General features: G+C 60.8%; 6 protein-coding genes and 4 pseudogenes. 6 read left to right on the plus strand and 4 right to left on the minus strand.

From position 1 onward, the window contains the following. Both E1N52_RS39150 and E1N52_RS39155 read right to left on the minus strand, forming a co-directional pair. Nucleotides 1–423 (minus strand): PAS domain-containing protein (locus tag E1N52_RS39150; RefSeq protein WP_205965744.1); only part of this gene is annotated, 423 nt, incomplete at its 3' end. Between the two features lie 191 nt (nt 424–614). Then, nucleotides 615–1,564 (minus strand): annotated as a pseudogene (locus E1N52_RS39155) (porin); the annotation flags it as partial. Between the two features lie 111 nt (nt 1,565–1,675). Between E1N52_RS39155 and E1N52_RS39160 the strand changes: the two are divergent. The 3 genes and pseudogenes from E1N52_RS39160 to istB all read left to right on the plus strand — a co-directional run. Further along, a pseudogene (locus E1N52_RS39160) lies at nt 1,676–2,421 on the plus strand (IS91 family transposase); the annotation flags it as partial. 368 nt (nt 2,422–2,789) lie between these two features. Next, a pseudogene (locus E1N52_RS39165) lies at nt 2,790–3,572 on the plus strand (Mu transposase domain-containing protein); the annotation flags it as partial. Continuing rightward, complete coding sequence (istB, locus tag E1N52_RS39170) at nt 3,569–4,411, plus strand: IS21-like element helper ATPase IstB (RefSeq protein WP_133190027.1); 843 nt, start codon at nt 3,569–3,571, stop codon at nt 4,409–4,411. The pseudogene E1N52_RS39165 and the gene istB, both read left to right, overlap by 4 nt. Before the next feature lie 232 nt (nt 4,412–4,643). Here the strand turns inward: istB and E1N52_RS39175 are convergent, their stop codons facing one another. Continuing rightward, the gene (locus E1N52_RS39175; RefSeq protein ID WP_133190029.1) at nt 4,644–7,577 is read right to left on the minus strand and encodes a Tn3 family transposase; all 2,934 of its coding nucleotides are present in this window, start codon (nt 7,575–7,577) and stop codon (nt 4,644–4,646) included. Between the two features lie 923 nt (nt 7,578–8,500). Next, nucleotides 8,501–8,599: pseudogene (tnpB, locus tag E1N52_RS45645) on the minus strand (IS66 family insertion sequence element accessory protein TnpB); the annotation flags it as partial. Between the two features lie 528 nt (nt 8,600–9,127). Between tnpB and E1N52_RS39185 the strand changes: the two are divergent. From E1N52_RS39185 to E1N52_RS39195, 3 genes are all read left to right on the plus strand, one after another. Beyond that, on the plus strand, nt 9,128–9,985 hold the full coding sequence (locus tag E1N52_RS39185; protein WP_133190031.1) for a hypothetical protein: 858 nt from the start codon (nt 9,128–9,130) through the stop codon (nt 9,983–9,985). Between the two features lie 10 nt (nt 9,986–9,995). Beyond that, nucleotides 9,996–12,614 (plus strand): CHAT domain-containing protein, encoded by a 2,619-nt coding sequence (locus tag E1N52_RS39190; protein WP_165979551.1) that lies wholly within the window; start codon nt 9,996–9,998, stop codon nt 12,612–12,614. Between the two features lie 288 nt (nt 12,615–12,902). Further along, on the plus strand, nt 12,903–20,573 hold the full coding sequence (locus E1N52_RS39195) for a SpvB/TcaC N-terminal domain-containing protein (RefSeq protein ID WP_133190035.1): 7,671 nt from the start codon (nt 12,903–12,905) through the stop codon (nt 20,571–20,573). Nucleotides 20,574–20,650 lie beyond the last annotated feature (77 nt).

Consider the following 20,650-nt stretch of genomic DNA (forward strand, 5'->3'; position numbering starts at 1 on the left):
CTTGAACAGTTCCTCCGGCGGTCGCACCAGCCCGGCGCCCGTGATGAACAAGTCGAGTACCTTTTTGACGTCGTCGAACGCCGCGACATTGAAGTTAATGCACATAACGCCGACGGCGTCCGACGACTCACTGGGCAGCAGCATACTCACACATCGCATCCGGCGGCCGTCCCAGTTCATCTTCTCATACGGCCCCATCACTTCTTCGTCTGCGGTTCCTTCGATTTCCTCCAGAGCAGAATCGTCGCCAATCGCGCGCTTTGACAGGTTGTTGGCAATGTACGCGATTGACTGGCTCATCAAGTCGTGGATGACCACTTCTGCATAAGGAAAAAACAGTGCAGCGACGCCGTCGGCAATACTCCGGTATCGACTGAGCAGCAGTTGATCGGCGGTGGCTTTCTTCTGTTTTCGGGAAGGCATCGATCGTCGGTCTCTTGTGGCGAAGCATACATGATATTACTTCGCCGGCCTCAGCGCGACTCCGCAAACTGCCGCCACTACAGCACAAAAAAAGCCAACCGTTACTTACCGATTGGCCCGTGAACTGAAGGCCCCCCTCACGCCTCTGAAACTGGGTGGCAAGACACTGATGCCTTCAGCGCGTCTTCAACTCACTTGTGCCGAATCGCGGCACGAATCACGAACTGATTCGCAGTCGATGACGCATCCGCCGCACCTGGCACGTACGCGAGATCCAGCGCGGTAGCCGTCTTGTCGCCCGCGACGTGCTGGTAAGCGCCCTGGACGTAGAGGTCCGTGCGCTTCGACAGATTGCAATCCACCATCAGGCCGACTGAGAGAATCTTCGGCTTTGCGTCGCCGGATGACGCGTCGAAATTCTCCCTCGTGAACGTGTAGGCGCCACCCGCATACAGCGCCGGCGTGAACTGGTACTTGAAGTTCACCTCGAAGTTCTGGAACCTCAGCGCGTTTAGCGTCCGGACGGCCGGCAGAATCGAGCCGGAAATATACGTCGTCGATTGCAGCTGGTTCAGGTACGAGTTCATGTACGCGAAGCCGCCGTCGCCGACCCGAACGTGTAGTTGATCCCGCCGCCGAACACACACAGGCGCTTCGCGAGGAAATTTTCGTCACCACCATTGTTGATCGAGCCGTTGGACGTCGCGGACGGGTTGTCTGCCTGGCGGTATGCGGCCGCTACAAGCAGGCCGCCGTTCGCGTATTGTGCACCAACGCTGTATTGGCGGTTATTCGCAAAGTTCGTGTCGTTACTGAAGCTGTATGTGCCACCGAAATTGAAACCACCAACGTTCGGACTAGCGTACTTGATGGTGTTGTTCACACGGAATGTGTTGTCCGTTTTGTCGTTGTCGTAGGGATGGGAAAACAGGTAGCCCGCCCAGTTGCCGTTCGCGGTAGTCTGCGCAAGGTAGTCGACAACAGAGTCATACTGACGCCCAAACGTCAGCGTGCCGTAGCGGTCGCTCGCCACGCCAACGTAAGCCTGACGCCCGAACATAAGCCCCCCTTGCCCGAGCTTGCCGTTATTCACGTTGAAGCCGTTCTCGAGAGTGAACACCGCCGAAAGGCCACCGCATAGATACTGTCTATGGAGGGGCCGCGGAAGTAAGCCTCCTGGAGTAAAACGCAGATTCCGACACCCGTTTTCCGAGGGGGTGAGCAAATGAATGCGCCTCGCACGGCCCTTCATGGGCAGGATCTGCTGCACCACCCGCACATGAATTGTGTCGTGCCCGGTGGTGGCATCTCCCCGGACGGTGAACGCTGGATCACCTGCCGCCCCGGATTCTTCCTGCCCGTGCGGGTGCTCTCACGACTCTTTCGCCGACTATTCCTCGAGCAGCTGCGCCGCGCTTTTGACGCTGGCATGTTTCGCCTGCGCGGCCAGCTCGAGTTCCCGAGGGATGCCAGGGAATTCGCTGCCTGGCTTGCGCCCGCTGCCAGTGGGTCGTCTACGCCAAGCCACCCTTTGGCGGTGCCGAACATGTGCTCGATTACCTGGGGCGCTATACCCATCGCGTCGCCATCTCCAATAACCGGCTGCTGGGTTTCGACGGAAACGGCGTGCAGTTCCGCTGGAAGGACTACCGGCACGAGGCCCGGCACAGGACCATGACGCTCACGGCTGACGAGTTCATCCGCCGCTTCCTGCTGCACGTGCTGCCCGACGGCTTCAAGCGCATTCGCAGCTACGGCTGGCTCGCCAACTGCCACCGAGCGCAGCGCCTGGCCATCTGCCGGCACCTGCTCGGCGTCGAGCCGCCCGCCGCCGAATCACCCGCCAACGGAGAAGATTACCGCGACCGGTACCAGCGGCTCACCGGCAGGTCATTGCGTGACTGCCCCGTGTGCGGCAAGGGCCACATGGTCCGCATCGAAGGCGGCGTGCCCGGCATCCTTCCGCGGGCTCCGCCTGCTCCCGCCCATGTGCACTAGCCGATATCGACACTTTCGCCCAACACGCTCGCCTTGCCCGATCAGGCCTGCGTGCCCGAACTCGTGTCTTCGGTATGCTCTCGCAGCACAATGCTCCGAAACTTCGGCTTACCCGCCCACTGAAGCTCGCATTGCTGCCGCGCTCACTGTGCATCCCGCACTCGCTCGCCCTGAACCTCGGAGCGATAGTCACGCCCCGAGTATCGCGAACCACCGAGTCGTTCATTCAATGCCCATAGCCGCCACCGCCCGTGGAGCGGTTTAGCACAAACGTTTTTTTGATTACCGATCTCGGATTGGCCTCGCTTAGCCTGTTCAGGCGTCTGCGGCCGCGATCGCCAACCAAAAAAACCTCTGCATTATGGCCTCGAGGCCATAACCACGAGAACGGGAGTGTCGAATCCTCGCACCGGTATCTGAAGGACGCGGTCGATCAGGCCTTGATGCTGCGTGGCCATCGCGACTTCGCTGATCGTGCCGCCTACGATGAATTCATCCGCGAGCAGGTGATGCGTCGAAACCGGCGCAACGCCGCTGCGTTCCGTATCGAGCGCCAGCAGCTTCAGGATCTGCCGGAGTACCGTACCACCGACTTCGTCGAGGAGGAGGCTCCTGTGACCCGTTGCAGCACGTTCACGGTGCGGGGCATCCTCTACAGTGCGCCGTCGCGCCTGATTGGCCACCGGCTGAAGGTGCGCGTCTACGGCGACCGGCTCGACTGTTACCTGTCCGGCGTGCTGGTGCACAGCACCGCACGGGGCTCCCGTGCGCACGACAACCGTCACGCGCTTGACTACCGCCACTTCATTGGCTCCCTGAAGCGCAAACCGCAGGCATTCAAGGGGCTCGCGTTTCGTGATGCACTGTTCCCGCGCGAGGCCTACCGCCGGACCTGGGAACAACTCGATGCCCGCCTGTCGCAACGCGAAGCATGCAAGACGATGGTTGGCCTGCTTGAACTCGCCGGCCTGCACGGCGTGGAGGCCGCACTGGCCGGACAGCTTGACGTGTTGCTGAAAGCCGGCAAGCTGCCCGATCTCAAGGCGCTGCGTGAGCAGTACGCTCCCCGTGAGGCCGCGTGTCCGGAAGTGGAGGTCCAGATGCCGCCCGTTGCCGTCTATGACGAACTGCTCGAGGAGGTGGCAGCATGAACGCGCCCGCACATGATGGTGGCCGCCTGGCCCTGATGCTCAACGAGCTGCGTTTGCCAACGATCGGCAGGTTGTGGCCCGAGTTCGCCGAGCGTTCGGACAAGGAAGGCTGGCAGGCCACGCGACTGCTTGGCGCACTGCTTGAGCACGAACTGGCTGAGCGTGCCAAACGACGCATCGAGCGGCATCGGACCGAGTCGCATCTGGATCCGACCAAGACGCTCGCCACCTTCGACTTCAGCACTGTGCCAATGGTCTCGAAGGCTCATGTGACGGCGCTGGCCACCGGCGAGTCATGGCTGGAGAAAGGCGCCACGGTCCTCCTGTTCGGCCCACCTGGAGTCGGGAAAAGTCATCTGGGTTCGGCCATCGGACACGCCCTGATCGATGCCGGCTACCGCGTGCTGTTCACGCGCACCAGCGAGCTCGTCCAGAAACTGCAGGCGGCACGCCAGAGCCTGCAGTTACCTTCAGCACTGGCCAAGCTCGACCGCTTCGACCTCATCGCGCTAGACGACCTGTCGTATGCCCGCAAGGATCAGGCCGAGACCAGCGTGCTGTTCGAACTGATTGCCGAGAGGTATGAGCGTAAAAGTCTTCTGATAACGGCCAATCAACCGTTCTCGGGCTGGAATGACGTGTTCCCCGACCCCGGCATGACGGTCGCCGCCATCGACCGGCTTGTGCATCATTCGACGATCTTCGAGCTCAACGTCCAAAGCTACCGCCGCCGCAAGGCCGGCGACAAACAGAACGCACGGCGGCGTCAATTACACGCCGACAACCCGGCCAACCCGTTTAGGGGTAATCGTCCTTTTCGTGCAAAATCTGGCGGTTAGGTCTATTTTGTCTTTTAAAATCAATGCAGTATGCGACTCCCGAATTTCCGGACCTCATCTCTTTGAAGCAAGATTTGGCGCTTTCATGCACCCTCCGTTCCCGCGCACGCTGCGTCGTAACGTGCGGCCTCAGCGGCGAGACGTGCGTCAATCGGGCTCGCTGTTCGATCTCATTGCGCCAGGAGATAACTCCCACAACGCATGTTCATCACCGCTCCTTCGTGGACCCGCCTCACAATCTGGCCGTGCGCCGCCAAGGCGCCGCATCCAGCAGCATCTCCCGATAGCGTTCGATCGGAAAGCTCATCACCCCCCGGAAATTTACGTGCGCGAAGTGCGCCGGCCCCAGCCGCCGCAACCAGTCGTCGCCAATGCCTTGACCTTTGCTACGCCAACCGTCAAGGGTCGCCTGCATACGCTGCGTATTCCACGCGATCACCACGTTTGTCAGCAGCGTCAACGAGCCGGATATCGCAATCATTTCATCGCGGCGCCGTCCGCGCTCTGGCGCGACCTTGCCGGTGTAGATCGCGCGCTGCAACTGATGAACCGATTCTCCCCGGTTAAGCAACGTATGCATTTCGCGCCGAAACTCCAGGTTGCTGAAGTAATCACACAGGAATAGCGTGCGTAGTAGCCTGCCGAGGTGGTCTGCCGCCCGGTGCACAGGATCGCCCTGTGCCGCGCTTCCGAACCGCTGTAAAGCGACTATCGCGCTCACGCGGCCAGCATGAATCGATGCGACGACACGCAGCAGTCCGTCCCAGCTATCACGAATCGCCTTGATGGACACTTCGTTGGCGGCGATGGCTGCCAGCCCCGCTGGTGTGACCATGCCTCTGGGCAGATGCAGTTTGCGTTCCGAGAGGTTGCGCAGACGAGGGCAAAGGTCAAAACCAAGCAGCTTCGACACTGTCATCCCTACGTTCGTGTATCCATGCGTGTCTACACAAAGCCGCTGCAATCCGCCATCGTCACGGTTCTCGTTGTGGCGGGTCACGCCCTCGATCGCTACTCCAGCCTGGCGTTCGTTCAGCACGATGGGTTGGTTATAGACAATGCCGTGCTGGTCCAGCACGTGCGTGTACATGCCCACCGCGTGGGTGCGACGTCGCGGATCGACCCGCGCATAAAAGAGGTGCGGTGACGTATCGAGGCTCATCGAGTCGCTTGATGCCTGCCGTCCAGAGCCCCAGAGTTCCGTAATCGGATGCGTGCGCTGGAATTCCACCACGCGGTCATTCGCACGTGACAGCCGCCCGGGCATCTCAAGGAGACGCATTGCCGTCGAAATATGCGCCGGTTCCAGTTTCGGGATCATGGCCGCGACGTTCGTGGTGTCCAGGTCCGTGCCGTGCGCAATCAATGCAGCGTACAGCGAGACGAGTTCGTTCGCATCTCGCGCCTTGCGTGCCAGGAGCACTTCGCTGAAGCCGGTGTGGGCATCCATCTCCATGATCATGTCGGCGAACTGCGCGGTACCGATCTCCCTGAATATCAGATCCCGCGTACGTTTAGGTATGCCATCTATTGGCAACGCTTCGAGTGCTGAGAGATGCAGCGCGCGGTCGGGGCCGATCGTGACGCGGCCTGCTTCTCGTGCTTCCTCCAGGGCCGCCAGCGCAGCCTTCAGGTGTTCCGTCAGCCGTTCGAGGAACGGATCCGCGGTTCCCGGCAACCCGAGCGAGGAAAGATAGCGGTTGTGATCGCGTTCCCACTGCGCGTGCGGGATCAGCAACTGATCGCGCTCACGGAACGACAGGCTGTGGTTGACCCAGACCGAGCCGCGGCGAAGCCCCTTGCGCAGACCCGTGATTGCGGATGCCTCCAGCGCCCGCAACGCTCGCGTCCGATCGTCGCCCTTGACTAGATCGCGCCAGGCCGCGCTGACCGGCACATCGCAGTCGAGCGGCAATTCGGTTACGCCGCCGTCACGCAGTGTGCCGACAAGCTTGAGCTGTCGGAGACTCGGCTCCGCTTCGCGGCCCACGAAGCCTAGCTCACGTAACGGCCCCATCAGATTTCGGATGCGGTGGTGATCGTCGGTCAGCGCTGCGCGAACGCTCGCTGCGTGACTTGCAGGCGGCTTGTCTGCGAGGTTCGCAAGCAGCTTGTCTATATCGTCGAGCCTTTCTTGCGCAGTACGCCTGCTATCCCGAACCAACGCCTTGATCACGACCAGTTGCTGCCGGTATTCAACAGCGGAGTGTGCCTGCCGAACGGTCGTGCGGTCGTAAGCCTGCCGCACGAGGTCGGAAACCCGGCGCCCAGTTTGATAAAGTAGCGCGTCCGTCAGCTCGAGCAGAGTGACGTGCAGGAAAAAGATCAACTCGATCGTGCGGGTCGACTCCTTAAGTTCGCGTACTTTCGCAGGACGGCGAGCCTGAACGCGCTGCGCGTACGCTCGCTGCTTTTCGATCGGTACGACATCCAGCTGCCACTCGTGCACGCCGAGGTCCTTCAGGAGGCGGATTTTCGCAAGTGTTTCGGTGATGGTGGACGGACTGTGTCGAGCGGGCGGAGTCTTGAGCCATTCCAGTATCGTCATGCCCGAACTGCCATGCCGTGTGGAAAGAAGCGCATCGGCGCGCACGCGCTGCACTTTCGGCACGGCCGCCTCGATCAGTGCGAGCAGGTCGCGCTCGACCTCTGCCCAGATCGATCGCGCAAGATCACGCAACTTGCGTTCTGCCGGAATCAGGATGCGACGTTCGTAGAGCCAGTGGTGGACATGCTGGATCAGATCATCCATTGAGAGAGTCTCGGCGGCATCCTGCTCCATCCATGCAGCAATGTCGACCAGCTGGCCCTGGCCATGCGACGTCAGCCCGAGGTATTCGCAGGCCCAAACCTGATGATCGTATTGCGTCTTGTAGCGCTGGTACAGCGTGCGCAACGAGGCGATCGTCGGAATGGGCAAGCTGAGCCGTTCGCCGATGTAGCGCAGCAACTGACGTGGGAGGGTGCCAACATGATCGAGCGTGCGTCCGCTTGCGCGCAGAAACACCAACTGAATGGCAGCGCCAGCACGCCGATCGCCCCGGAAACGCTCGTTAAGCGCGGCGATGTCGCTATCAGTCAGCGCGAAGTAGCGTTCGACATCGAATTCCGACAACCTCGAGGGCAGACGATGCTGCCCCACATAGCGAAACGCCAGTCCCGGCATGGCTTGCCTCCCGTCGGAGGGCGATTCGAAATCGCGGGCGGCTAGGTTACCGCAGATCGCTGCCAAGCCTGCCGATAGTCGTCTGGATCGCCCGCTGAGCCTTGCCGCTAAAGGCGTCTAGGAGGAAGCGCCAGATTTTGCACGAAAAGGACGATTACCCCAACGATAACTCGCGCGCAGTTATGTTTCGTTTACCTAACTTAATTTGCCGCAGTAACCCGGCCGTTGCTTCAGAAACCGCACTGATTCTAGCCGCAATTTCCCCGCTTTCACACGTTTCCGATTTAAAAAATTCGGTGAACCCCAAAGCCGTCTGTCGAGTGGCGGCAAGACGCGGCCGGTAACGGTGATCGCCCCGGCGATGGAGCGATGCACCTGAGTTTTCTTCAGAAATCGACTCACGGCGCGTATGTTGAGATAAGTATTCTTATCACAAGGTGTCTTTTTTTATTTAAACTTCGCCGAACGAAAACACGCCTGCCCGCCACCTGCCTCCCTGCGACGGAACTGCACAAGAGGCTAATGCGCGGTGCCGTAGCGCAATGTCAACGTTGCATGATGAAATGCGTCAACGCATTCGGCTCTGAGCGCATCGCAGCCAAGCTGAGCCGATGACAGAACAATCGAGTTCTACACGAGAACTGAAACTGTCCGGCAGCGGGCTGGATCGCATCTCGAAGGTTTGCAAAAGACCCAATGCGACACGCTTCACTTCCTGTTGCATGACTGACTCCATCAGATGGTGGAGGAAAACGCGATCTCTAGCGCCTACGATGGCGATACTCACCACGAAAACGCGAGGGCGCGGTTCTGCGCGCAAACGCCAAACCTCAGTCCTGACAAGCCAGACTCGGCGTTCCGGATCTCTTGAGCAATATCCGGAACCCGTTGTGATCCCAGACGAGGATCTTGAAACGATCACATCACTGGTTCGTGAACACGTAGAGCGACGAATCCATCGGGTTCAGGCCCATCGCCTGCTCCACGAGAATCGACAGGCGGTTCATTCCGAAGCGGAAATCAACCGGATCGCGGTGCTCCCCGAAGTCGAGTTCGGCACCGTTGTCCGGCGTGTGGAGATCGAACTCGTAGAGGCGTGCAGGTTCGAATCACCTGCTGGCATCGCGATCGTGCTACTGGACTGGAGTATTGATCCGCCTGGCGCCCCTTTACTGTGGTCATCCCGAATCCGACCGGATTCAGCACAGTCAAATCGGCCCAGGGTGTTGCGATCTCGGCGCCAACGGCTGTTCAGGAAGGTATGCAGGCCGATCTGCGGGGCCGCAAGGATGTGGACATCATCATGTTCGAATGAATGCGATCAACATGCTGCCAGAACGCCCGGATGCGTCTTCATCATTCGGCCATCTGCAAATCTGGTTCGATAGTTTTGTGAAAACGAGGATAGAAACGATTTACGTCTGCGCCGTGGTGACTACACTTGGATCTACGGCGACGACGGACGTCGCCACGTTTCTGCCTGGTTTGCTTTCGTGCGCTCGCTCCCTGCCCCGGACGGGGAACTGCATTGCGCGCCTTGGAGAGCGCTCATGAACGGAACAGTGGTATCAGAAGAGCCGATCGATGGAGGCGGTTGGAGCGAGTCAAAAGGCTGGCTCGATCTCGTAGGTGCCGCTGGCAATAGCGACGATCTGGCTTCGATGGTCCGGCAATCGAATCTAGTCGATACGTTCGGTAACAGCACACGATCGCTGACCGATCTCGCTGGCGTAGCCAACAAGGTGTTCGATTTCCTCAAAGGCTACCGCTACGAGACGACGCTCCTCGACGATGCCCCTGTGTTCCTTCCCCTTGTAGAGGTCTGGAGCGCGTCAGGCGGCAAGATCAGGGTGGTTCACAAGCGATCGAAGAACGCGAGCGCCGACCTGACATTCGCATGGGGTGTGAAATTCGGCTCCAGCTCACGCCTCACGCTGGAGGAGATGGAGTCGTTCGAGGCTCCGGCGAAAGACCAATACGGCGTCATTCTGGAAGCCGGAGCACGCATCAGCGTTCGGCGCTACGTCCACGCGTCGCGCGCGCCGATTGATCGCGTCGACATCAAACCGCCCGCGGGTATTGCGCGGCGGCGAACGCGCTCGCTAGGTACGCATCAACATCCTTGTCTCGGCACAGAGGTCACGCAGGAGCAGATTGAAGACCAGGGCTACGAAATCCTGGAGCAACATGAAGCGCCCGTGCGCATCGAACGTGCGATGGAGGTCTCGCAACGCTGGTCTCCTGGACTATCGGTGCCAGTCCTGAAGACAATGTTCGAAATGGAGGCCCAGATCGAGCAAGCCGACTCGATGAAGTATGAAATCTCGCTACCCGGTGGCGCGACGTACGCGCTCTGTCGTCGTATCGCCGGACCGGACTTTCCGGTGTGCGTGCGGCTCATTGTTTGAGGTGAACGCCATGATCACCGGTAGACAGCTTGCTGAGATGTTCGCCGCGAGGCAGTACGCACAAATGCTGGAAGTACTCGCGGCCGTAGAAGGGAACGCCACGCATTCAACGCCGGATGAATCGCTCGAGCTCATCTGGTTCAAGGCAAGGGCGCTGCATCGCCTCGACCGCCTGGACGACGCTATCGACCTGTTCGAGGGGATGGTCGCGCAAGGCGCATGGGACGGCACCCGGCTCGGCGCAATACTTCGCAATGAACTCGCTGAATGCTATCGGGAAAGCGGACAAAGCCCCACGCGCGCCCGCCAGCTCTATTTGGAAGTCCTTGAACTTGACCCGGGAAACCCGGTGGTTCTGAACAATCTTGGCTTGCTCGAACAGGCTGAGGATCACTTCGAGAAGGCCGTGAAGTACTTTCGTGCGGCGCGAGAAATCGAGTGCCAGGGTGACCAGCCTTCGGAGGTGGAGGCGGCGATCACAATGGACAATCTGGCTGGCGCCCTGCTTGACCTCGCGAACGCAAGTCGCGACGAGGCCGCTGGAGGCTGGATCGCCGAAGCAATCCAATTGCTGGAGGCCGCGCGAGCCGTCTTCCAGCAGGCCGGTGAGGAGGAGCTTGCCGCAGGGAATGCGATATACCTTGGACGTGCGCTACGCGACGTGGGCGAATTATCAAAAGCCTCGGAGCTAATATCAGGCGAACTGGCCGCATGTGAAGCGCGACCCTTCCTGCACGGCCGCGCGACAGAGCTGCGCGATGTCGCTGGCGAGATCCTCGTCGCAAAGGGGCGAAACGGCGAAGCGCGTGCACTTTACACAGCACAGCTGGAGGTCGTCGGTGCGTCACATCTGCGTGCAAGAACCCTGGCCGCGCTGGCATCGATTGCCGTTGCCGAAGGAAACTGGCGCACCGCTCTCGAATTGAATGAGAAGCGCCTCGCCGGTTTGGCCGATCGCGTCGTCAACGAGGCAAAGCTGTCGACCTACGACGACCGGCTCGCCCTTTTCGACACTGCAGACGCGGCCGTGGGGTCGATGCTCGCCATTACAGCTGAGGCGAATGAGGCCGATCTGATCGAGCATACGCTGAGTGCACTCGTACGATGGCGCGGCGCGTACATCGAAATCGAGCGAATACTCCTTGCCGCTGCGCGTACAGCGGGAGCGGACGTTCGCGCGGCATGGGAAGACGTTCAACGCTCACGTCGCCTTCTCATCGAACATCTGTTGGGCGACCCCGGCCCCGAGATCACCGTTCACATGAGAACGAGCCGTCGACTGAATATGGAACTGGCCAAGGCTCATGGGCGATTCGTAGAACGTTTCGTACGGGATCAGGCATGCACGGCCGCCGACTCCGAACTCGCCGCCCTGCTCCACGGCAGTCTTCGCGAGCTGCTCTCCGGACTGCCTGCCGGGGCAGCGCTGGTCTGCTATACCCACCTTCATCGCGTGGCACCCGACGTGTCCACGGTCGCCAACGATGAGAAACATTACGTTGCGCTCATCTACCAGCAGGATGCGCCCACCGCCTGGGTTTCAATTGGCGACGCGCGGATTGTCGAGACGTTGGTGAGCACGGCGGTAGGTCAAATTGCAGATTCGGTCGGGACCGCCGAGTGTGACGACACCTGCCTGAAACAGCTCGGCGCACTGCTGCTCGATCCCCTTCGCCCCCACATCGATCAAGCGAGCCATCTCGTGCTCGCGCCGATCGGCACGCTCTGGCATGTTCCATTCGAAGCGCTGGTGTTGGCTACGGGCCGTCCGGCGATCGAGTCCTGGAAGCGCATCACCTTCGTTTCCTATCCGAGCGAAATACGGCACTGGGGCAGTCGATGCGAAAACGAGAACCCGCCCGCGGTGTTCGGCGTTTCCGAGTACAGCAAATTCTGCGATGTTCCAACAGTGATGGGATTTACCGATCTCCCCGGTGCGCTCATCGAAGCGAAGCGAGTAGCTTCGATCCTCGGAGTCGAGCCCATTTGCAACGACGACGCCACAAAATCCAGGGTAGCCGCCGTCGTGAGACCTTCGATGCTGCACCTAGCGGCACACGCCGAATACGACGCCGATACGGACTGGAAATTCGAGAGCTACTTCAACATGTTCCTGACGATGTCGAGCGCACTACGCGGTCCGGATTACGACGCCGAGCGCCGTGTAGTCTTCTCGAACCCCCTGTTCCGGTCGATGATTGCACTTGCCGGAGCGAACGCGCTATTGACCGCCAATTCCCAGCCTGCGTACGGCAACGGGCTGCTGACGGCAGCGGAAGTCGAGCTGATGGACCTGCGCAGCACCCAGCTCGTGGTGCTGTCCGCCTGCAAAACCGTTCGGGGTCGCGCGCCAACGGGGCCTGTACGGGGACTCGCAACTGCGTTCGCGATCGCCGGCGCCGAATCGCTCGCCGTCAGCCTTTGGGATGTCGATGACCGCGCAACCCAGGAACTCATGGTTTCGATGTACCAACGTCTGTTGCGGGGAGAAACACTGGCTGATGCGCTCGCCAACACCAAGCTGCGCATCCGCAAGAGCTTTCCACGCGCGCGTAACTGGGCGGGCTTTATCGTCCTTGGCAATCCGGCGGCGCTGCGAGGCCGAGGTGCATCAGTTGAGGCGCCGTGACACAATCGCACCCCGGCGTGGATGCGAACATGCAGGATAATCTGGCGCAATAGTTAAAGTTTGCGTTCAACCATCGTTCTCCGAAAAGACCGGCATCCGGAAACCGGTTTTCTGCGGCACCCATTGAGTTGAACATTGCCGACTGTCGTCTATATTTGATTGCGTCGACCGGATTCCGATCAATGACTTTTAAGGGAATGAGAAGATAGATTTTCTTATAATTAGTAAGACTAATTAGCTTGATCTGGACGCAACCGAAACGAGTCGAAAGTCGTTGCAGGAGGAACCATGGCCGAGAACGGTTCAGAAGGCGACAACGGGCAGCCGGGGCCAACTGGGAAGCCATCGCCGTTCACGCCTCCGCAAATCAGCCTGCCGAAGGGCGGTGGCGCCATTCGCGGCATAGACGAAAAGTTCTCCGCCAATCCGGTAACGGGCACTGGCTCGCTGAGCGTGCCACTGGCTTTGAGCCCGGGACGCTCCGGGTTCGGACCGCAGCTCTCCGTGGAGTACGATTCGGGCAGTGGCAACGGTGTCTTCGGCATCGGCTGGAAACTGTCGCTGCCTTCGATCACGCGACGCACCGACAAAGGGCTGCCTCAGTATCACGACTGCATCGAGTCCGATATTTTCATTCTTTCAGGAGCCGAGGATCTTGTCCCGGTCCTGCTCCGCGAAGACGAGGCGCAACGTCGTCCTGACGAATTCGAGCGCGACGGCTATCGGGTCAAACGCTATCGGCCGCGCATTGAAGGGCTGTTCGCGCGGATCGAGCGCTGGACCTGCATCGAAAGCGGCGACGTGCATTGGCGTTCGCTTTCGAAAGACAATGTCCTGACCGTCTACGGTCTCGATGCGGCCTCGCGCATCGCGGATCCCGAGAACCCCGCACACGTATTCAGCTGGCTGATCTGCCGCAGCTACGACGACACCGGCAATGCCATCGTTTACGACTATGTCCCGGAAGATGGCCGCGGCGTCGATCTCGCGCTGCCAAGCGAACAGCGCCGCAGGCGCGAGGCAAACCGTTATCTGAAACGCATACGCTACGGCAACCGGCAGCCGCTCCTGCTCGATCCCGAAAGGCCGAGCTTTCGCCGCTCCCATCTCGAGCCGCACGATCTCGAAGGGGCGCGCTGGATGTTCGAAGTCGTCTTCGACTACGGCGAAGCGCACTACCGCGACGCGCCGCCTGACGCCGAGGACCGGATCTACGCGCACGCCTCGCCCTGCGCCACGGCCGACTGGCCGGCACGGCGCGACCCGTTCTCCACCTGGCGTTCCGGCTTCGAAATCCGCAGCTACCGGCTTTGCCGCCGCGTACTGATGTTTCATCACTTCCCCGAAGAACTTGGCGACGAGCCGTGCCTCGTCCGCTCGACGGCGTTTGAATATCGCGAGAAGCCGATCGGTTCCTTCCTCGAGCGGGTCGTGCAATCGGGTCACCGGCGGCGTGAAGACGGCCGTTATCTGACCCGCTCGCTGCCCCCGCTCGACCTCCAGTACACACCGAGTCCGATCGAAGACGCCCGGTTCGCCGGATATTGGCTCGCGGATGTTGACCCGGAAGACCTCGCCAACCTTCCCGCCGGAATTGATAACGCGCAGTATCGCCTGCTCGACCTCGATGGCGAGGGCATTGCCGGCGTGCTGAGCGAGCAGGCGCAGGCGTGGCTCTATAAGCCCAATCTCGGCAACGGCCGGTTCGGCGCCCTTCAAACCGCCGCTCGCATGCCGTCCACGACAGCGCTCGACGACTCGCGCCAGCAGTTCATGGACCTGAGCGGCGACGGCGTGCTCGACCTCGTCGACTTGGCGCCGACCGATCCGGGCTTTTACGAGCGCAAGCAGAACGCGGCATGGGAAGGGTTCAGGCCATTCCGCGCGCTGCCCGTGCGCGACTGGGCGGATCCGAACCTGCGTTTCGTCGATCTCACCGGCGACGGCATTGCCGACATTCTCGTTACCCAGGACGACGCCTTCACGTGGCATCCGTCACTATGGACCGAGGGCTTTGGCCACGGCCGGCGCGTCCCGGTACCGCTCGACGAGGAGCATGGGCCGCGCGTCGTGTTCGCCGACAACGCGCAGTCGCTCTATCTCGCCGACATGACCGGCGACGGACTCTCCGACCTCGTGCGGGTACGCAACGGCGAGATCTGCTATTGGCCCAATCGCGGCTACGGCGGCTTCGGCGTCAAGGTCACGATGGACCGCGCGCCGTGGCTCGATGCGCCCGACCTGTTCGACGAGGCGCGCATCCGGCTCGCCGACACCGATGGCTCCGGTACCACCGACATCGTTTATCTCGGCCGCGATGGCGTGACTGTTTATCTGAACGAGAGCGGCAATGGCTGGAGCGCCGCGCGGCAGATCCGGCCATTTCCTTGCGTTGACGACATCGCTTCGATCACCGTCGCCGACCTGCTGGGCCGCGGCACCGCGTGCCTCGTCTGGTCGTCGCCCCTGCCCGGGGACGCGGGGCGGCAGTTGCGCTATCTGGACCTGATGTGCGGTCGCAAGCCGCACCTGCTCGAGCGCACGATTAACAACCTCGGTGCGGAAACGCGCATCGACTACGCTTCATCCACGCAGTTCTATCTCGCCGACAAGGCCGCGGGCACGCCGTGGGTGACGCGGCTGCCGTTCCCGGTGCATGTCGTCGAGCGGGTTGAGACCTTCGACCGCGTGAGCCGCAACCGCTTCGTCTCGCGCTACAGCTATCACCATGGCTACTACGACGGCGTGGAGCGCGAGTTCCGTGGCTTCGGCCGGGTCGACCAACTCGACACCGAGGCGCTCGCTGCGCTTTCGCAAAGCGATCGATTCCCGCGCGGGGACAATCTCGACGCCGCCTCCAGCGTGCCGCCGGTGCTGACACGCACCTGGTATCACACGGGTGTATTTCTCGAAGGCGGCCGCATCTCGCGGCATCTGGCGCATGAGTACTATCAGGAAGGTGCCGGGCGTTGCGGCGAGTCCACGCTCTCACATGAGCAGATCCAGGCGATGCTGCTGGACGACACGGTCCTGCCGGTGCGGCTCGATCCCGAAGAGGCGCGCGAAGCTTGCCGCTCGCTCAAGGGGGCGATGCTGCGGCAGGAGATTTATGGTCTTGACAGCACCGAGGCGGCTGGCAGGCCGTATTCCGTCACCGAGAGCAACTTCACAATTCGCACCTTGCAGCGGCGTGGGCCGAACCGCTATGGCGTGTTCTTCACGCACGCGCGGGAGCAGGTGAGCTTTCACTATGAGCGCAAGCTCTACGAGATCGAGGGCCATCGCCGCGCCGATCCAAGGGTCTCGCATGCGCTCACGCTCGAGGTCGACGATTACGGCAATGTGCTGAAGTCGGTGGCGGTGGGTTATGGAAGGCGGCATGCAGATCCGTCACCGTTGCTGACCGACAATGATCGCGAACAGCAGGCTCGGCTGCAAATGACGTTGACCGAATCCGATTGTACGAATACCGTTGCCGAGGCCGATGCTTGGCGCACACCGCTCCCGGCTGGGCAGCGTCAGTTCGAGTTGCTGAACATGAAGCCAAGGGCAGAGCTGCCCCGTGTTACCAATCTGTTCCGGTTCGCAGAGCTTGCCGACAAGGTTGCGTCGGCATCGAACGGCTCGCACGAACTTCCATTTGCGGACTGGCGGGGTCTCGGCGCCGTCGGCGTTATGCCATGGCGACGCCCGCTCAAATGGACCCGCTCTCTCTATCGCGCGAACGACCTGCGCCGCTTGTTGGCGCCCGGCAGGCTCGAAGCGCTCGCTTTGCCGGGGCAAAACTACACGCTCGCCTTTCCCGGCGGTCTACTGACCGAAGTCTACCGCCGTCGCTATCCAACCGAAGATCTCTTCCATGACCGCGCCGCCGTGTTGCGGGAAGCAGGCTATGTCGACGTCGAAGGGGACGGGAACTGGTGGACGCCATCGGGCCGAGTCTTCTACGCGGCGGATAGAGCCGACTTGCCCGATGAGGCCGACTGTGCCAGACACGAACTCGGCGAGGCACTGCGGCACTTCTTCGCTGTGCGCCGCCATCGCGACCCGTTCGGCAATGTCACTCATGTCAACTTCGACCGGCACGACCTGGCGCCGGTAGAAACTGTGGACCCCGTCGGCAACATCAATCGCGCGGACCTCTGCTATCGGGTGTTGTTGCCCCGGCTTATCACCGACCCGAACGGCAACCGCTCCGAAGTGGCCTTCGATGCACTCGGGCTCGTCGCGGGCATTGCTGTCATGGGGAAGTCCGGCGAAAAGGTCGGCGACTCACTGGAAGGATTTGAGCCAGATCCCACCACCACGCAGCTGGGTGAATTCTTTGCCGATCCTCACGGATGCGCATTGCGTCTCATCGGCAATGCCACGACCCGAACCCTCTACGATGTCAGGCGTTACTTCGCTGCGCAAAGAGCCGTCTTTTCCGCGATGGTTGCGCGCGAAACCCATGTATCGAATCTGCATCCCGGCGATCTGACGAGAACGCAGATTGCCCTGCACTTCTCCGATGGCTTCGGCCGCGAAGTTCAGGTCAAGAAGCAGGCCGCTCCGGGTCCAGTCGGCAGTGGCGGCCCCACTGTCGCACCGCGCTGGATTAGTAACGGCTGGACCATTTACAACAATAAGGGCAAGCCTGTGCGGCAATACGAGCCGTTCTTCACCGCCTCGCACGATTTCGAGTTTGCCGCAATCCGAGGCGTCAGCAAGATCTTGTTCTACGACCCGGCTGAACGTGTCGTCGCTATACTCAACCCTGAAAAGACCTGGAGCAAAGTGGTTTTCGATCCGTGGCGGCAAACCAGTTCGGATGCCAATGACACGGTTCTCGCCAGTCCTCAATCAGATCCGGATGTTGGCGCTCATTTCCGCCGGCTCCCTCGAAACGACTATCTGCCAACCTGGTATGAGCAACGGATCGACGGCCGCATGGGCCCTGCGCTGGCGGTGGCCGCACAAAAAGCCGCCCGTCACGCGAACACCCCCACTGTTGCATACATCGACACCCTCGGCCGGAACTTCCTCGCTATCGACGACAACGGTGGCGAGCGCAAGTACCGCACGAGGACGGTTCTCGACATCGAAGGCAACCGCCGAGTCGTCATCGATGCATTCGATCGAGAAGTCCTCCGATGTGCCTACGACATGGGCGGCGTACAGGTGCACGAAGCCAGCATGGAGGCCGGCGAGCGTTGGCTACTCAAGGATATCGGCGGCAGGCCTGTGCGCTCGTGGAACAGCCGCCGCTACGAGGTCCGCACCGAATACGACGCACTCAGGCGGCCATTGCGCTCCTTCGTGCGCGGCGGCGATCCCTATGAGCGCAATGCACGGCCGTTTCCGGAGGAGATCCTGTTCGAGCGCGCCATCTACGGCGACGCGCCCGATACCGGGATGAACGAGCGTCGACAGCGGGCGGCCAACTTGCGCGGCAAGCCCTACCGTCACTTCGATACGGCAGGGATCGTCACTACCAGCCAGTACGATTTCAAGGGCAATCTCCTGCATAGTGAACGGAAATTCTGCTGCGACTTCAGGAGTGTGCCGAACTGGTCGCGCCATCCCTCGGTTGAGGCGGAGCGGTTTACTGGCAGCACGACCTACGACGCGCTCAACCGGCAAGTCACCGTCCAGAGCCCGGACGGCAGCGTATGCCACGCCCGCTTCAACGAGACCGGACTGCTGGAGGCTATTGACGTTGCGTTGCGCGCCGCAGAGCACAGCGACGACAAAACGCGAACGCCGTTCGTGCGCCGTATCGACTATAACGCCCGGGGGCAGCGCCAGCGCGTCGAATATGGCAATGGTGCGCGGACGGACTACGAGTACGATCCGCAGACATTCCGGCTGATCCGCCTGCATACGGCGCGCCCATTCGAGCGCGACGCCATAAGCGCACAGATTCTCGCCGACGAGTCGCGGATTCAAGATCTACATTACACCTTCGATCCCATCGGCAACATCACCGAAATCGCCGATCATGCATTGCGCACGGTATTTCATCGCAATAGCAAAATCGATCCCGTCTGCCGCTATACGTACGACGCGCTTTATCGCCTGATTTGCGCAACGGGACGCGAAAACATCGGGCAAAGCACCTTCGACCTCGCGCCACATGACGGCAATTATCGTGACTACCCATACCTGGGTGCGGCGCGGCTCAAAGATCCGCAAGCACTGCGGCAGTTCACCGAGCATTACGAGTACGATCCGGTCGGCAATTTCGTGAGCCGTCTTCATCGTGCCGAACATGGCAGCTGGACGCGGCACTACAGCTATTGCGAAAAGAGCCTCCTCGAGCCCGGAAAGAACAGCAACCGCCTGAGCCGGACGCACTTGCAGGACGACGCTGCACGCGGCCCAGAGCGCTATTTGTATGACGCGAGCGGCGGGATCGTACAAATGCCACACCTGCCAGTCATGCAATGGGACTTCCTGGACCGGCTCGCGGCGAGCGCACGGCAAGTGGTGAAGGACGTAGCGGCAGAAACGACCTTCTATGTCTACGACGCCTATGGACAGCGCGTGCGCAAGGTCACCGAGCGGCAAAACGGAATACGCAAGAACGAGCGGCTTTATCTCGGTGGTTTCGAAGTCTTTCGCGAATACGACGGTGATGGAGATGCCATCGTGCTCGAGCGCGAGAGCTTGCACGTCGTCGACGACAAGGTGCGCATCGCACTCGTCGAAACTCTGACGATCAACAAGAAGAGCGCGATATCTGCCCCCGAGCCGGTGCAACGATATCAGCTCGCCAACCTGCTTGGCTCCGCCACGCTAGAACTGGACGAGGCGGCACGACTAATCTCCTATGAGGAGTACGAGCCCTATGGTGGCACGGTGTATCAGGCTGGTCCAGCTGCGGCAGAAGTGCGACAAAAGCGGTATCGATACACCGGCAAGGAGCGAGATGAGGAGAACGGTTTCACCTATCATGGCGCGCGGTACTACGCGCCATGGCTAGCGAGGTGGGCGAGCTGCGACCCAGCCAGCGCAGTGCGCTCAGTCAATCTATACCAGTACGCATTGCTTAATCCGGTGACCTACTACGATCCGGATGGTCAGGATCCGAAGAACGATCCATTCAATCTTTTTTCGAAACGGCAAGACCCCAATCCAGACAAGCTGCCCTTCAATCCCAAGACCGGAGAACTGGATCCGAGATATTTTCCACCCCCGGCTGCATATAACCGTGAAGACCTGGACAAGATTCGGAGCACCAGCCCGGACAACGTCATTCGACGCTGGGGAGCTGTGGTTCGCAACTGGGCTTGGTCGAAAAGCGCTGAAGAGAATTATCAGGCGAGCAAAAAGCCAGAACTGCAACCGGTCCGTCCAAACGCCGCGCTGGATATGACCGATCAGATTGTCAAAGGCACGCCGGAAATCGCCGGTCAGCTTTGGTTGATATTCGTCGGCTCGCTGAAGACCGGCGCTCCGGCTCCGATCGAGCCCCCGCCCGTGAGTCCGGCCGCGAGAGCCGCAACGATATATGGACGGATCGTCGACGCAGTCAAATCTGCCGGGAGCGGCGCCGAAGGCGAGAACGTAGCACTGAATGCCTTCAAGGGCCAAGGCAATGTCGCCGTCGCTCGCGTGACGATTGCAGGACGGGTGAGGGTCTACGTCGGGATTAAGGTTCCGAAGGGCTCTATGCGCGCCGTCGACACGGCGACGGGCAAGGCGACGCAATATTTCCCCACCAAGGAGGTCGGAGAGTGGCTGAAGAAAAACGTACTGCTGCCAGGTGAAGAACTGGCGGACGTGACGGCTTCCACGGCGCATGCGGAGGACTCGGTCAAGAACGCCATCCTGCGTGATGCGAAGGCTGCGAAGGTTGATCCGTCGACGATCGAAGGCAGCGTGGGGGCAGGAACTCCAGTGTGCGAAGGTTGCCAGCAAAGCTGGCAGAAGGATCTCCCGAAAGTGGCCCCGGACAATCCTGCGCCGCCCAAGTGAGTACTGGACATGACACGCTACTTCAACGAGATCGTACTCGTTTCAATTCACGCACTGTCAAACGACGGCGGTCTCCC

This window comes from Paraburkholderia guartelaensis (assembly GCF_004353905.1).
Classification (GTDB): Bacteria; Pseudomonadota; Gammaproteobacteria; order Burkholderiales; family Burkholderiaceae; genus Paraburkholderia; species Paraburkholderia guartelaensis.

Bases quoted from the DNA above. Each gene is read 5' to 3' on its own strand.
- E1N52_RS39175 (WP_133190029.1), bottom strand. From the start codon at position 7,577: ATGCCGGGACTGGCGTTTCGCTATGTGGGGCAGCATCGTCTGCCCTCG.
- E1N52_RS39185 (WP_133190031.1), top strand. From the start codon at position 9,128: ATGAACGGAACAGTGGTATCAGAAGAGCCGATCGATGGAGGCGGTTGG.
- E1N52_RS39195 (WP_133190035.1), top strand. From the start codon at position 12,903: ATGGCCGAGAACGGTTCAGAAGGCGACAACGGGCAGCCGGGGCCAACT.
- istB (WP_133190027.1), top strand. From the start codon at position 3,569: ATGAACGCGCCCGCACATGATGGTGGCCGCCTGGCCCTGATGCTCAAC.
- E1N52_RS39190 (WP_165979551.1), top strand. From the start codon at position 9,996: ATGATCACCGGTAGACAGCTTGCTGAGATGTTCGCCGCGAGGCAGTAC.